Annotated in this window: 11 protein-coding genes, 1 other RNA gene and 1 pseudogene; 8 read left to right on the forward strand and 5 right to left on the reverse strand. The window is 60.3% G+C overall.

The genetic code is table 11. The annotated features are described in order from the left end of the window. Positions 1-19: 19 nt before the first annotated feature. The 3 genes from AB2N04_RS19620 to ffs all read right to left on the reverse strand — a co-directional run bounded on the left by AB2N04_RS19620 (position 20) and on the right by ffs (position 2,414). Entirely contained in the window at positions 20-343 is a 324-nt protein-coding gene (locus AB2N04_RS19620; RefSeq protein WP_229450204.1) for a YbaB/EbfC family nucleoid-associated protein, read from the reverse strand. 17 nt (positions 344-360) lie between these two features. After that, positions 361-2,190, reverse strand: a complete 1,830-nt coding sequence (locus AB2N04_RS19625) for a DNA polymerase III subunit gamma/tau (protein ID WP_367716446.1) — start codon at positions 2,188-2,190, stop codon at positions 361-363. A gap of 127 nt (positions 2,191-2,317) precedes the next feature. Continuing rightward, positions 2,318-2,414: signal recognition particle sRNA small type (gene ffs, locus AB2N04_RS19630), an RNA gene on the reverse strand. Positions 2,415-2,544: 130 nt separating this feature from the next. Here ffs and AB2N04_RS19635 point away from each other — a divergent pair. Next, positions 2,545-2,965, forward strand: a pseudogene (locus tag AB2N04_RS19635) (HIT domain-containing protein). Positions 2,966-2,996: 31 nt separating this feature from the next. Next, a complete protein-coding gene (gene nudC, locus AB2N04_RS19640) occupies positions 2,997-3,941 on the forward strand; it encodes an NAD(+) diphosphatase (RefSeq protein WP_367716447.1) in 945 nt (314 codons plus the stop codon). Positions 3,942-3,958: 17 nt separating this feature from the next. Here nudC and AB2N04_RS19645 read toward each other — a convergent pair whose 3' ends face one another. After that, positions 3,959-4,828, reverse strand: a complete 870-nt coding sequence (locus AB2N04_RS19645; RefSeq protein ID WP_367716448.1) for a prephenate dehydratase — start codon at positions 4,826-4,828, stop codon at positions 3,959-3,961. 2 nt (positions 4,829-4,830) lie between these two features. Continuing rightward, a complete protein-coding gene (locus tag AB2N04_RS19650; protein ID WP_367716450.1) occupies positions 4,831-5,577 on the reverse strand; it encodes a 3-deoxy-manno-octulosonate cytidylyltransferase in 747 nt (248 codons plus the stop codon). A gap of 197 nt (positions 5,578-5,774) precedes the next feature. On the opposite strand from AB2N04_RS19650, the gene AB2N04_RS19655 reads away from it, so the two are divergent. From AB2N04_RS19655 to AB2N04_RS19680, 6 genes are all read left to right on the forward strand, one after another. Further along, positions 5,775-6,512, forward strand: a complete 738-nt coding sequence (locus AB2N04_RS19655; RefSeq protein ID WP_367716451.1) for a cytochrome c family protein — start codon at positions 5,775-5,777, stop codon at positions 6,510-6,512. A 153-nt stretch (positions 6,513-6,665) separates the two neighbouring features. Beyond that, positions 6,666-8,546 (forward strand): extracellular solute-binding protein, encoded by a 1,881-nt coding sequence (locus AB2N04_RS19660; RefSeq protein ID WP_367716453.1) that lies wholly within the window; start codon positions 6,666-6,668, stop codon positions 8,544-8,546. Further along, positions 8,543-10,420: an extracellular solute-binding protein gene (locus tag AB2N04_RS19665; RefSeq protein ID WP_367716454.1), complete on the forward strand. Its 1,878-nt coding sequence runs from the start codon at positions 8,543-8,545 to the stop codon at positions 10,418-10,420. The genes AB2N04_RS19660 and AB2N04_RS19665 overlap by 4 nt, the downstream gene beginning before the upstream one ends. Positions 10,421-10,474: 54 nt before the next feature. Beyond that, positions 10,475-11,587, forward strand: a complete 1,113-nt coding sequence (locus AB2N04_RS19670) for a microcin C ABC transporter permease YejB (protein ID WP_367716455.1) — start codon at positions 10,475-10,477, stop codon at positions 11,585-11,587. Next, the gene (locus AB2N04_RS19675; RefSeq protein ID WP_367716457.1) at positions 11,587-12,738 is read left to right on the forward strand and encodes an ABC transporter permease; all 1,152 of its coding nucleotides are present in this window, start codon (positions 11,587-11,589) and stop codon (positions 12,736-12,738) included. Before AB2N04_RS19670 ends, AB2N04_RS19675 begins: the two co-directional genes overlap by 1 nt. Then, positions 12,735-14,366 carry an ABC transporter ATP-binding protein gene (locus AB2N04_RS19680; protein ID WP_367716458.1) on the forward strand — a complete coding sequence of 544 codons (1,632 nt, stop codon included), beginning with the start codon at positions 12,735-12,737 and terminating at the stop codon, positions 14,364-14,366. Before AB2N04_RS19675 ends, AB2N04_RS19680 begins: the two co-directional genes overlap by 4 nt. Positions 14,367-14,368: the final 2 nt, after the last annotated feature.

Genomic DNA, 14,368 nt, shown 5'->3' on the forward strand with positions numbered 1-14,368 from the left:
AGGCCGGCCACTCTTGCTGCTAGAACGGCAGTTTCATGCCGGGAGGGATCGGCAGGCCGGCCGTCATCTCCTGAGTCTTTTCCTGAATGGCCGCTTCGAGCTTCGTCTTTGCATCATTGTGTGCAGCGAGGATCAGGTCTTCGAGGATCTCCACGTCGTCTTCCTTGAAGAGCGACGGGTCGATTTTCAAAGCCTTCATCTCCGATTTGCCGCTCAACGTCACCTTGACGGTACCGCCGCCGGCCTGACCTTCGATTTCCATCTCGGCCATTTCTTCCTGCATGGCCTGAAACTTGGCCTGCATCTCCTTGGCCTTGCCCATAAGGCCCATCAGATCGCGCATCTTGATCTCCAGTTCATTCAAAAATCGTCGTCGTCATCATCGTCGGGATCGACCGGCACCATGGTGTCGGTTGCTTCTTCGACGGTATCGGGATCGGTCGCATCCGGAATGCGGATGTCGATGATCTTCGCTCCGGGAAAGGCCTGCAGAATGGCAGCCACCGCCGGATCGGCCTTTGCATCGGCCATCGCGCTCTCGCGGCGTCCCTCTTCCTGCTCGGCAAGGGTCGGCCCACCAGCCTCGCTCGACAGCGAGACGATCCAGCGACGGCCGGTCCAGTCCTTCAGCCGATTGGTGAGATCGCCCATCACGGTCTTGGGCGCATCCTCGGTGAGGCTGATGTCGAGGCGACCCGGCTCAATCGAGACAAGACGGACACACCGCTTGAGAAGAACCTTGAAGGCCATGTCGCGCTTCGCATCGGCGAGTTTGGCGATGTCCTCAAGCGAGTTGAGCGGAACGGCATCCGCCTCCACGGGCATCGTAGCCGGCTGCTGCATCGCCACCGGCGCTGCGTCGGGCTGAACGAGGCGCATGGTCTGCCCGCCACCGGACACGGGAGCCTGCTGCGTGGCAATGGCAGATGCCATGGCGCCACCGCCGCCATTCCCCGAGGGAGAAACCCCACCCGGTGAAGATGCTTGCCCATTGCCTGCACCTGCCGGCAGATCATCCAGCCGCTTCAGTGCCTCATCGAGTGTGGGAAGGCTGGCGGCATGGGCGATGCGGATCAGCACCATTTCGCCGGCGGCCATGGGCCTGCCGGAAGACTGCACCTCCTGAATGCCCTTGAGCAGCATCTGCCAGGTACGGGAAAGAACACGCACGGAGAGCGTTTTGGAAAACTCCAGGCCGCGCATACGTTCGTCTTCGGACAGGGCCGCGTCCTGCGCTGCTTCGGGTACGAAACGCAGACGGGTGACCAGATGATTGAACTCGGCAAGATCGTTGAGCACCGTTGCCGGGTCCGCGCCAACATCGTATTGCGCACGGAATTCGGCAAGGGCAGCCGCCACATCGCCCTTCATCAGATTTTCGAACAGGCCGATGATGCGGCTTCTGTCGGCCAACCCGAGCATGTCGCGCACGGTGTCTGCCGTGACCTTGCCGGAGGAATGGGCAATCGCCTGATCGAAGATCGACTGGGCGTCGCGCATGGACCCTTCGGAGGCACGCGCGATCATGGCCAGAGCCTCGTCCTCCGCCTCAACGCCCTCGAGCCCGCCAATACGGGCGAGATCGGCCTTGATCATCGCTGCATCGATGCGACGCAGATCGAAACGCTGGCAGCGCGACAGGATGGTGATGGGAACCTTGCGGATTTCCGTGGTGGCGAAGATGAACTTCACATGCGGCGGCGGCTCCTCAAGCGTCTTCAACAGGCCGTTGAAGGCCTGGTTGGAGAGCATGTGGACCTCATCGATGATGAAGACCTTGTAGCGCGCGGAAACCGGTGCGTAGCGGGCCTGGTCGATGATGTCGCGTATGTCGTCGATGCCGGTATGGGAAGCGGCATCCATCTCAACCACGTCCACATGCCGACCTTCGAGGATGGCGCGACAATGCTCGCCTTCCGTGGAGAGGTCGACCGTGGGTCTGTCTATGGAATCGGTTTTGTAATTGAGAGCGCGCGCGAGAATGCGCGCCGTCGTCGTCTTGCCGACACCGCGCACGCCCGTCAGCATCCATGCCTGCGCGATGCGCCCGGCATTGAACGCATTGGTGAGCGTGCGCACCATCGGCTCCTGGCCGATCAGTCCAGTGAAATCACTTGGACGGTACTTGCGGGCCAGAACCCGGTAGGCGCCGCCGGCCTTGTCGCTCGTCTTGGTGCCGGCCTCGGTCATTGCCCTCTTGCGCTCCGTGTTTTGTCCTGACGCCGGCAGTGTCCCCTTGGACAAGGTTCTGCGTCAATGGACAATGTGGACGGCAAGGCTGAAATCCGATGAATGCGGCCAGGAAAGCAAGAAGAAGGTGGGAGGCTGGCACGGCGACCCGTGCCTGGCTCGTTAGGGCTGCTTCCTTCCGGACCTGACCCGGTTGGCGAGTGGCGCGTCCACCACCAACCTCCCGGCCCCCATATCGGAAATTGCGAGAACAAATGCAAGGGGCGCAGATGTGCTTTCGTGTCATCAACCAATCATTTGCTTGCAGGCGCCCACGGCTGCCTCTAGCGTTGATGACCATTATGGGGAGAGTCAATGCTGCCAGACACCAAACAGGGATTCGAACTCGATCCACGGCTGGAGGCTGAAAGCCTGCATGTGATGTGGCTCGGCCTGTGTGAGTTGCGCCTTTGCGATGACAAAAGATGGCCCTGGCTCATTCTGATTCCGCAACGTCCCGGCGTGGAAGAAATCCATGACCTGACGCCTCTCGATCAGGCGATGGTGAGCTTTGAAACCAATATGGTTGCGCAGATGCTGAAAGAACTAACCGGCTGCACCAAGATCAACAGCGCCGCGCTCGGCAATGTCGTTCGCCAGTTGCACATTCATGTGGTGGCGCGCGACGAAGGCGACCCTGGCTGGCCGGGGGCCTATCTGGGGACATGGCGTGCGTGAACCTTATCGACGTGAAGACCTGCACCAGTTCGCCGAGACGATACGCGGCAAGCTTTGAGTATTTTTGTAACCCGGTAGAACGCCTTTTCATGACCTTTCCATACTTCGACACAGCACGCGACGAGGCTAGCCAAGGGGTCGCCTTTTCGGGAAACCGCATCGACCGGCAGGCCGAAACGCGCACGGACGATGCCAGCGAGCGAGCGCTCGCGAGCCCGGACGCGCGCCTGCTCCTCTTCTCGCAGGGGCGGCTCTTTCTGCGCGTTGAAGGTGGCGAGGCGTTCAATCCCTATTTCACTCTGCACGACGCCCGCGACTTTGCACCCTCACTCGGGCAGGCAGTGCTGCTTGGCCATGAGGGAGAAAAACCCGTTCTTGCTGTGCCTTCGGCGGCGGATATCGAAACCCTGCCTGGGCCTTTCAAGGCGATCGACTATCGCTCCATCTATACGCAGGGGCTTCTGCAGCCCTCTGAGCTTGGGGCGCTGGCACAGGGCGCGGCGCTGCTCGCCTGGCACGACAGCCACCGTTTCTGCGGGCGCTGCGGCCATGAGACGGAGATGCGCGACGGCGGCTACAAGCGGCACTGCCCGGCCTGCGAACGCGATCATTTTCCGCGCACCGACCCGGTGGTGATCATGCTTGCCGTGCGGGGCGATCAATGTTTGCTGGGCCGCAGCCCGCATTTTGCGCCCGGCATGGTTTCCTGTCTTGCCGGTTTTGTGGAGCCCGGCGAGACGATCGAGGCGGCGGTTCGTCGCGAAACACACGAGGAGGCGGGCATCGCTGTTGGCGCGGTCGCCTATCATGCCAGCCAGCCCTGGCCGTTTCCCTATTCGCTGATGATCGGCTGTTATGGCAAGGCTGAGAGCGCAGCAATCACCATGGACGAGAACGAGCTTGAGGAATGTCGCTGGTTTTCCCGCGATGAAGTGCGGCTCATGCTGGACGACAGACATCCCGATGGCTATCGCGTTCCGCCAACGGGTGCGATTGCCAACCGGCTTATCGGCGACTGGGTGCTCGCACCCTGACGCCTGCCTTGAAGCGGCTAGTCTTCATCCTCGGTCTGGGTAGCGCGGAAAGAATGCCCTTCATAAACGCCGAGAATGCGCACTTCCCTTGAGAAGAAGCCAAGTTCTTCGAGCGCCAGTGCAACATTGCGGTCGTCCGGATGCCCCTCCACATCGGCATAAAAGAGGGTGGAAAAGAATTTTCCGCCAAGCTGATAGCTTTCAAGCTTCGTCATGTTGACGCCATTGGTGGCGAAGCCGCCCATGGTTTTGTAGAGCGCGGCCGGCACGTTGCGCACACGGAAGATGAAGGTGGTCATCATCAACTGGTCGGGGCTCTTGCGCTCTGCCCATTTCTGCTCCCTTGAGAGGACAACGAAACGCGTGACATTATTATCGGTGTCCTCGACGTTTTCCATCGCGATGTCGAGACCGTAGAGCTCGGAGGCCAACAGTGGCGCCAGCGCGGCATTGGAGCGCTCACCCATTTCGGCGACAAGCCGCGCGGCACCCGCAGTGTCTCCCGCGACAGTGCCCTTCCAGCGGTTCTCGCGAATGATGTTGCGGCACTGACCGAGCGCATGGATGTGGCTGTAAACGGTTTTGATTTCCTCGACCTTTACGCCGGGAAGCACCATGAGCTGAAAGTGGATCGGCAGGAAATACTCACCGACGATGTGCAGCTTGGAGCGCGGCAGAAGATGATGAATGTCGGCCACACGCCCGGCAATCGTGTTCTCGATGGGGATCATCGCCAGATCGGCCGCGCCGGTTTCGACAACGGTGAAACAGTCTTCGAACGTGGCGCACGGTAGAGGCTCCATATCCGGAAACATGTTGCGGCAGGCCGTATCCGAATTCGCACCGGGTTCGCCCTGAAAGGCAATCTTGTTGGTGTTGGCTGCCATGATCATGTGTCCGTGTTCAATGCTAGTCTCTGCCTGGCTTTTTCCAGATCTTCGGGTGTGTCGACACCCAGCGGTACCGAGGCGACGATCTGTGCATCAATGCGCATGCCCGCCTCCAGCGCCCGCAATTGCTCAAGCCGCTCCCGTTTTTCCAGAACCGACGGCGAAAGCGACACGAAGCGCTGAAGCGCTGCGCGACGATACGCATAGATGCCGACATGATGATAGAGCGGCCCCTCGCCCCAAGGAGCCGTGGCACGGGTGAAATAGAGGGCTCGCAGACGGGCCGGGTCGGCTTCTCGCGGTGCGCCCACGATCTTCACCACATTGGGGTTGGACTTTTCCGCCTCATCCACGATTTCGACGCCAAGCGTGGCGATGTCCACCTGCGGGTCGTTCAGCGGGCCGGTGACGGCGCGAATGTCCCCGGGGGCAATGGTGGGCAGGTCGCCCTGAAGATTGATGATCTTGTCGAAGCGACCATCGGGATCGATCGTCCCCAGTGCCTCGAAGATGCGATCCGAGCCGGACTGGTGGTCGGCGCGGGTCATGACGGCTTTGAAGCCGGCATTCTCAACCGCATCCGCCACGTCTTTCGAATCGGTCGCGACCGCCACAACGCCGGCTCCGCTCTCCGCAGCCCGGCGCGCCACCTGAACGATCATGGGCATGCCGGCGATATCCGCCATGGGTTTGCCGGGCAAACGCGTGGAAGCCATGCGCGCTGGAATGACGATGAGGCTGGACATCAGGGCGGGAACTCTTTTGAATCGCTAAAGTGGCAAAAAGTCTCACTGGTAAGTGCCTTATATGTGTTGCATGCGCGGAGCAAAAGACCTAGTTTCCGCGCGATTTTACCGGCAACGGCCGAACGCGGGGGACACTGGCGCTGAAGTTTCTTTCTTCTCGCCGCCGCGAGCGTCCGGAATAGGGAGCCTCAGGGCGTATGAACTCGTTCGAACTCAACAAAATCCTCGGCGCTCTTCTCGGCGTCGTTTTCGTAATCTTCTCGGTCAGCATTCTTTCGGACGCGATTTTCTCGTCGCCACCGCCAGCCACACCGGGCTATGCGATTGAGGTGGCTGAGGACGATGGCGCAGGCGCATCCGATGAACCGGCAGAGCCGGAGTCCATCGCGCCGCTGCTGGCCTCGGCCGACGCAGGCAAGGGCGAGAACATTTTCAAGCGCTGTCAGGCCTGTCACACCGTGGATGAGGGTGGCGCCAACAAGGTTGGCCCCAATCTCTGGGAGATCGTGGATCGCCCCGTAGCCGGGCACGAGGGCTTCGGCTACTCGGCGGCTCTTCAGGAATTTGCCGAGGGCGGCAGCGTCACCTGGACCTACGAGAATCTCGATCACTTCCTCGCGAGCCCCAAAGGGCTGGTGCCTGGAACGGCCATGGCGTTTGCCGGCCTCAAGAAGATCGAAGACCGCGCCAATCTGATCGCTTATCTGCGCCAGCATGCTGCAACGCCTGCCCCCCTTCCCGAGCCGGAAGCGGAGAGTGGCGATGATGCCTCAGCGGAAGAGGCCGAGGTTGAGGAAGCGGCACCGGCAACCGAAGGTGAGAGCACACCGGAAGAGACGGAGAGCGGTGAAGACGCTTCGTCGACTGAGGAAGCCGCCCCTGCCGATAGTGAGGCCGAAGAAGGCCAGGCCGAGGACGCAGCGTCCGGCAACTAACGAAAATTTAATTTTACCCAACTTGAAAAAGCCGGTTTCGACCGGCTTTTTTGTTGCCTGAAAGTGGTCGCCAAGACGACCGTTTGCCCTTGCCATGAGCGGGGGATGGTCTACCCTTCGACTGGGAACGAAAAAAGAAACAAGGAGAATGCCATGCGGGTGATCGGTGCAAGAGCAACATGGGCGGCCTGCCTTGCCGCGGCGCTTCTCTTCGCCAGCCACCCCGCAAGCGCAGAAGACGAGTGGCTCACCAGTTCGTCGCTGATCCACCCAGAAAGCGAACAGGGCACATTCGAGCGGTATGACTATGTAAACCCCGATGCTCCGAAGGGCGGAACGCTGAATGCGGTCGCGCTGGGGACTTACGACAGCTTCAACCCGTTTATCGTGCGAGGCACAAGGGCAGCCGGGCTGAGTTACTTTGGAGGGTTTCTCTGGGATACGCTGATGCAGCAGTCGCTCACCGAACCCAGCACGAGCTATCCGCTGATCGCCGAAGCCTTCAAGCATCCCGATGACAATTCTTCGGCCACCTATCGCATCAACCCCAAAGCGCGCTGGCATGACGGAAAGCCTATCACGGCGGAAGACGTGGTCTGGTCCTTGAACATGCTCAAGAAGCACAGCCCCCAGCACACACGTTATTTTTCGAGTGTCGTGGAAGCGGTGGCGCTGTCGGAGCGCGAGGTTGAATTTCGCTTCGACCAGGCCGGCAACAAGGAATTGCCCCACATCATGGGCGACCTGCCTGTCCTGCCCAAACACTGGTGGGAGGGAACCGACGCAGAGGGCAAAAAGCGCGATTTCACCCAGCCCACGCTCGAACCGCCGCTGGGAAGCGGTCCCTATAAGATCGAGAGCTTTACACCCGGCTCCGAGGTCGTTTGGAAACGGGTAGAAGATTACTGGGCCGCCGATCTGCCTGTGCATGTCGGACGCTACAATTTCGACCGCCGCCGATACACCTATATTCAGGATGAGAACGCTGCATGGCTCGCCTTCACCAAGGGTGGTCTTCAGGACATCCGCGTTGAGAACCGCTCACGCCGCTGGGCGACGGAATACACGTTCCCGGCGTTCAGGGACGGTGATGTCATCAAGAAGGAGTTTCCGACGGGCGGCGCCGAGCCCATGCAGGGGTTCGTTTTGAACACTCGCCGCCCGAAGTTTCAGGATCGCCGCATTCGCGAAGCACTCACGCTTGCCTTCAACTTCGAGGACATGAACCGGACCCTCTTCTTCGACAGCTACACCCGCACGGACAGCTATTTCGAAGGAAGCGAACTTGCTGCCACCGGCCTGCCTGAGGGGCGTGAACTGGAAATTCTCGAGGAGTTCAAGGACAAGCTTCCGCCTGCACTGTTCACCGAGGAATTCAAGCTGCCGGTCTACGACAATCCGCAGGCGGAACGAACCTATCTGCGCGAGGCCATCAAGCTCTTTTCCGAGGCGGGCTGGAGCATCAAGGGTGGAAAGATGACGAACGACGGCACCGGCCAGCAGTTCACCATCGAGTTTCTCGGCAACAGCCCCACGGACGAGATCACGACAGGGCCTTATATGACAGCGTTGCGCAAGATCGGTATCGACGTCTCGCTGCGCATCATCGACCCGTCGCAATATGTGAACCGCATCCGCAATTTCGATTTCGACGCTGTGGCGAGCATCTTCGTCAACTCGCTTTCACCGGGGAACGAGCAACGCGAGTATTGGGGATCCAAGGCGGCGGACACCCCCGGCACGCGCAACCTTGCCGGGGTAAAGAGCCCCGTCGTGGATGCGCTCGTTGAGAAAATCATCTACGCGCAGGAGCGTGAGGAACTCGTTGCCGCCAGCCGAGCGCTCGATCGCGTGCTTCTGTGGAATTACTACTGGGTGCCGCAATGGCACGCGCCCTACACACGTATTGCCTATTGGGATAAATTCGGCATGCCGGAGAAACAGCCCGAATATGCAGGTGTTGACCTCGATTCCTGGTGGATCGACCCGGAACGTGAGAAAGCGCTCGCAGCCAAGTACCGGAGCCAGAATTGAGCGGCCTTCTCGAGCTCCCGCGCCGCGAGTTTCTAGCGCTTGCCGGGGCGGCAATCGCCGCACCACTTCTGCCGCGCGAGGTGTTTGCCGATGTGGAGACGGGCACGCCACTGCACGGCCTCTCGGCATTTGGCGATCTCAAATACGCTCGGGGCTTCAGCCATTTCGACTATGCCTGTCCCGAGGCGCCGAAGGGTGGCACGTTCAATTTCCAGCCGGGGTACTGGTATTTCAACCAGAATGTTCTGACATTCAATACGCTGAACGCCTTCGTGCGCACCGGGGATGCGCCGCCGCGCATGGAGATATGCTTCGATTCGCTGATGGTGCGGGCCTATGACGAACCTGACGCGATCTACGGGCTTCTGGCCGAGAGCGTGACACTTTCCGAGGATCGCAACGGGTTTGCCTTCAAGCTGCGTCCGGAGGCACGTTTTCACGATGGGTCGCCGGTCACCGCCGAAGACGTCGCATTTTCGTACAATCTCCTGCAGGAGAAGGGACACCCGCAGCTACAACTGCCCCTTTCCGAGATGACCGAAGCCACCGCCGAGGGCACAGACATGGTCCATCTCCGGTTTTCGGGGCAGCAGTCACGCCGCAACATTCTCACCGTGGCCGGCTACCCGATTTTCTCAAAGGCATTCGTCGAGGAGAACGGCTTCGACAGTTCCCGCCTCGTCCCGGTGCTCGGCTCAGGTCCCTACAAGGTGGGCCGGTTTTCGGCCGGCCGCTATGTGGAATATGAGCGGGTTGAAGACTACTGGGCGCGCGATCTTGGCCCCGCAAATGGGTTCAACCATTTCGACACGATCCGCATCGATTTCTACCGCGACCGCAATGCCGGTTTTGAGGCTTTCAAGAAAGGCGATGTCTACTGGCGCCAGGAATTCACGTCGCGCATATGGGCAACGGGGTACGATTTTCCTGCCATTCACGATGGGCGCGTGGTTCGGACGGAGATCCCCGGCGAAAAACGCCCTCAGCTCTACGGCCTCGTGCTCAACCAGCGGCGCGAGCAGTTCAAGGATGTGCGGGTGCGCGAGGCCATCAGCCTGTGCTTCGACTTTGAATGGACGAACCGCAACCTTTTCTACGACGCATACACGCGGTCGCATTCCTTCTTCGAACGCTCGCCCTACAAGGCTGAGGGAGAACCCTCACCCGAAGAACAGGCGCTGCTCGACCGCTTGCGCAGCGATGTGCCGGAAGCAGCCTTTGGAGAGGCGGTGAAACAGCCAGCCTCCGACGGATCGGGACGCGACCGTAACAATCTGCGTCGGGCGCGCGAGCTCTTGACCGAAGCGGGCTGGACGCCGCGCGATGGTGTTCTCCACAACGAGAAGGGCACGCGCTTCACACTGGAATATCTGGTGCGGGATGAAATCTTCCTGCGCCAGGATGCCAGCTTCGGCGAGAACCTGCGGGCCATCGGCATTGATGCCTCCACCCGCGTGGTCGATGCCTCACAGTACCAGAGTCGGCAGAATGCTTTCGACTTCGACATGATCCCCGTGGCGATCGACCTGACCGCCACCCCCGATGCCAACGGGCTTGAGCAGATATTCCACTCGCGCACCGCAGGTGTGGAAGGCTCCTACAATTATTCGGGCACCGTTGACCCCGTGGTCGATGAACTGATCGAGATTGCCGGTAAGGCGAAAACCCGTGACGAACTTGCCACAACGCTGAAGGTGCTGGACAGGGTCTTGCGTGCAAGGCGCGACTGGATTCCAAATTGGCACCTGACGAATCACCGGGTGGCTCACTGGGACATGTTCGGGTACAGCGACAACAAGCCGGATTACTTTTTTCCGGTGGAATCGCTCTGGTGGTTTGAGCAAGAGAAGGCAAAAGCGATTGGCAAGGCATAAGGGCGGCGTGACAGAAGTTTCCTCGATCCCAACCGTGAAGAGAGTGGCTGACTGATGGGCGCCTATATCCTCCGTCGACTGCTTCTCATGATCCCGACACTCTTCGGCATCATGGCCATTTCCTTCATCGTCGTGCAATTCGCACCCGGCGGGCCCGTGGAACAGGTGATTGCCCAGATCACCGGTCAGGCCGGCGGCGCCGATGCGCGCATCTCCGGTGGCGGCGGCGATCTTGGCAATCAGGGTTTTGACGGCAGTTCGGTCGAAGGCAGTGGCGTAACCTCGAAATATCGTGGCGCGCAGGGTCTCGATCCGGAATTCATCGCATCGCTTGAAAAGCAATTCGGTTTCGACAAGCCGCCGCTCGAGCGCTTTGGCCTGATGATCTGGAACTATGCGCGTTTCGACTTTGGCGAGAGTTATTTCCGCGACATTTCGGTGATCGACCTGATCCTTGAAAAGATGCCGGTCTCGATCTCGCTCGGCCTCTGGATCACGCTGATCTCCTACGGGATTTCCATTCCACTCGGCATCCGCAAGGCGGTGAAGGACGGTTCGGCATTCGATGTGTGGACCAGCGGCGTTGTGATTGTTGCCTATGCCATTCCCGGCTTCCTGTTTGCCATTCTCCTGATGGTTCTGTTCGCCGGTGGATCCTTCTTCGACTGGTTTCCGCTGCGCGGCCTGACTTCCGACAATTGGGAAAGCCTTTCCTGGCCTGCGCGTATTCTCGATTATTTCTGGCACCTTGCCCTGCCTTTGACGGCCATGGTGCTCTCGGCCTTCGCCACGACGACGCTTCTGACAAAGAATTCGTTTCTCGATGAAATCCGCAAACAGTATGTGGTGACCGCACGCGCCAAGGGGCTTTCGGAACGACAGGTGCTCTATGGCCATGTGTTCCGCAATGCGATGCTGATCATCATCGCCGGCTTTCCCGGCGCGTTCATTTCGGCATTCTTCACCGGCTCGCTGCTGATCGAGAGCATCTTCTCGCTCGACGGGCTCGGGCTTCTGGGCTTCCGCTCGGTGATCGACCGTGACTATCCGGTGGTGTTCGCCAATCTCTACATCTTCTCGCTGCTCGGTCTGGTCATCAGCCTGATCTCGGATGTGACCTACACGCTGATCGACCCCCGCATCGACTTCGAGCGGAGGGATGTGTGATGTCTGACATTCAGGTGCAAAGTGAGGTGGCAGCGGTGCGCCGCCCCGGCAGAAGGCCGTGGCTTTCGCCGATCAACAAGCGCCGCTGGCAGAATTTCTGCGCCAACCGGCGCGGCTACTGGTCTCTCTGGATTTTCCTGATCCTGTTCGTTCTGTCGCTGTTTGCCGAATTTCTGGCCAACGACAAACCGGTGCTTGCCTATTACAAGGGCGAGGTTCTGTTTCCGGTTCTGGTGGACTACCCCGAAGAGAAGTTCGGCGGTTTCCTCGCGGTGACAGACTATCGCGATCCGATCATCTCCGAGGAGATCGAGGCCAATGGCTGGATGGTGTGGCCGCCGATCCGTTATTCCTACCGCACGGTGAACAACGAAATTCCCGAGGCGGCGCCGGCCAAACCTTCATGGATGTACACCAAGGAAGAACGCTGCGGGCGTTATCTGCAGGGGGTGGACGACCCGGCCTGCACGCCCGGAAACTGGAACTGGCTCGGCACGGATGATCAGGCGCGCGACGTGCTTTCGCGGGTGATCTACGGGTTTCGCATCTCGGTGCTTTTCGGCCTGATCCTGACCGGCGCCTCGGCGCTGATCGGGGTCAGCGCCGGCGCGATACAGGGCTATTTCGGTGGCTGGACGGACCTTCTCTTCCAGCGTTTCATCGAGATCTGGTCCTCAATTCCGGTGCTCTATCTGATCCTGATCATCGCCGCCGTTTTGCCGCCGGGCTTCTTCATCCTGCTCGGCATCATGCTGCTTTTTTCATGGGTGGCTTTTGTGGGTGTTGTGCGCGCCGAATTCCTGCGAGCCCGCAACTTCGAATATGTGAGCGCGGCGCGGGCGCTTGGCGTTTCCAACCGCACGATCATCTTCCGCCACCTTCTGCCCAATGCGATGGTGGCCACCCTCACCTTCCTGCCCTTCATCCTGAACGGCTCGATCACAACGCTGACCTCGCTCGATTTTCTGGGCTTCGGACTTCCGCCCGGCTCGCCTTCGCTGGGTGAACTCCTGCGGCAGGGCCAGCGCAACCTCAACGCGCCATGGCTCGGCATTGCCGGCTTCCTGAGCCTCTCGATCATGCTGTCGCTCTTGATCTTCATCGGCGAAGCCGTGCGCGACGCCTTCGACCCGCGGAAGACATTCAAATGAGTGACACGCCCCTTCTCTCGATCCGCGATCTTTCCGTGTCCTTCCGGCAGGGTGCGCAGGAGACGCTCGCGGTCGATCACATCTCGTTCGACATCGCACGTGGCGAGACCGTTGCGCTGGTGGGCGAATCGGGGTCGGGGAAATCGGTTTCGGCACTCTCGGTCCTGCGGCTTCTGCCCTATCCGGCGGCGAGCCATCCGTCCGGACAGATCTTCTACAACGGCGTGGACATCCTTGCCGCCGATGAAACGACACAGCGCAAGGTGCGCGGCAACGAGATCTCCATGATCTTCCAGGAGCCGATGACCTCGCTCAACCCGCTGCACACCATCGAGCGGCAGGTGGGCGAAATGCTGAAGCTGCATCGTGGCATGGGAGACAAGGCAGCGCGGGAGCGGACCCTTGAACTGCTCAATCAGGTGGGGATCCGCGATCCAGAAAAGCGGCTCGATTCCTTTCCGCACCAGCTCTCCGGCGGCCAGCGCCAGCGCGTGATGATTGCCATGGCGCTCGCCAACGAGCCCGATCTCCTGATCGCCGACGAGCCGACCACCGCGCTCGACGTGACAGTGCAGGCGCAGATCCTGGAACTTCTGGCCGACCTGCGGCGCAAGAAATCCATGTCGATGCTTTTCATCACTCATGATCTGGGCATCGTGCGCAAGGTGGCAGACCGGGTCTGCGTGATGACCGACGGGAAGATCGTGGAGACCGGTCGGACTGAAGAAATATTCACCAACCCCCAGCATGCCTATACGCGCCATCTCATCGAGGCCGAACCCAAGGGGCGCCCGCCGAAAGCGGATCCGACTGCAGAAACGGTGATGGAAGGTGACGCGATCAAGGTGTGGTTCCCGGTGAAGAAGGGGCTTCTGCGCCGCACGGTCGATCACATCAAGGGTGTCGACGGGGTGGACGTGACAGTACGCGCCGGCCAGACACTCGGCGTGGTGGGTGAATCGGGCTCCGGCAAGACGACGCTTGGCCTGGCCCTTGCCCGCATGATCGGATCAGAGGGGCACATACGCTTCTCGGGCAAGGAGATCGACCAGCTTTCCTTTCGCCAGATGCGCCCCTATCGGCACGCCTTGCAGGTGGTGTTTCAGGATCCCTATGGTTCGCTGAGCCCGCGCATGTCTGTCGCCGAGATCATCGAGGAAGGGCTGCGCATTCACGAGCCCGGCCTTTCGGCCGATGAACGCGACGCGATGGTGGTCGATGCGTTGAAGGAGGTCGATCTCGACCCCGATAGCCGGTTCCGCTACCCACACGAATTCTCCGGCGGTCAGCGCCAGCGTATCGCGATTGCCCGCGCGATGGTGCTGAAACCGCGTTTCGTGATGCTGGACGAGCCCACATCGGCGCTCGACATGAGCGTGCAGGCGCAGGTGGTGGACCTTCTGCGCGATTTGCAGAAGCGGCACAATCTGGCCTATCTCTTCATCAGCCATGACCTGAAAGTGGTGCGCGCACTTGCCAATGAGGTGATCGTCATGCGCGCCGGCAAGGTGGTGGAGGCTGGTCCGGCGGAGCAAATCTTCGATGCGCCACAGACCGATTACACACGCGCGCTGATCGCAGCCGCGTTCAACATCGAAGCCACGCCCGGAGGCGTGGTCAGCGAATAGAA

This window comes from Nitratireductor sp. GISD-1A_MAKvit (assembly GCF_040819555.1).
GTDB lineage: Bacteria > Pseudomonadota > Alphaproteobacteria > Rhizobiales > Rhizobiaceae > Nitratireductor.

Coding starts and splice junctions, on each gene's coding strand:
- AB2N04_RS19660 (WP_367716453.1), top strand. CDS start 6,666: ATGCGGGTGATCGGTGCAAGAGCAACATGGGCGGCCTGCCTTGCCGCG.
- AB2N04_RS19625 (WP_367716446.1), bottom strand. CDS start 2,190: ATGACCGAGGCCGGCACCAAGACGAGCGACAAGGCCGGCGGCGCCTAC.
- AB2N04_RS19675 (WP_367716457.1), top strand. CDS start 11,587: ATGTCTGACATTCAGGTGCAAAGTGAGGTGGCAGCGGTGCGCCGCCCC.
- nudC (WP_367716447.1), top strand. CDS start 2,997: ATGACCTTTCCATACTTCGACACAGCACGCGACGAGGCTAGCCAAGGG.
- AB2N04_RS19620 (WP_229450204.1), bottom strand. CDS start 343: ATGCGCGATCTGATGGGCCTTATGGGCAAGGCCAAGGAGATGCAGGCC.
- AB2N04_RS19680 (WP_367716458.1), top strand. CDS start 12,735: ATGAGTGACACGCCCCTTCTCTCGATCCGCGATCTTTCCGTGTCCTTC.
- AB2N04_RS19670 (WP_367716455.1), top strand. CDS start 10,475: ATGGGCGCCTATATCCTCCGTCGACTGCTTCTCATGATCCCGACACTC.
- AB2N04_RS19650 (WP_367716450.1), bottom strand. CDS start 5,577: ATGTCCAGCCTCATCGTCATTCCAGCGCGCATGGCTTCCACGCGTTTG.
- AB2N04_RS19655 (WP_367716451.1), top strand. CDS start 5,775: ATGAACTCGTTCGAACTCAACAAAATCCTCGGCGCTCTTCTCGGCGTC.
- AB2N04_RS19645 (WP_367716448.1), bottom strand. CDS start 4,828: ATGGCAGCCAACACCAACAAGATTGCCTTTCAGGGCGAACCCGGTGCG.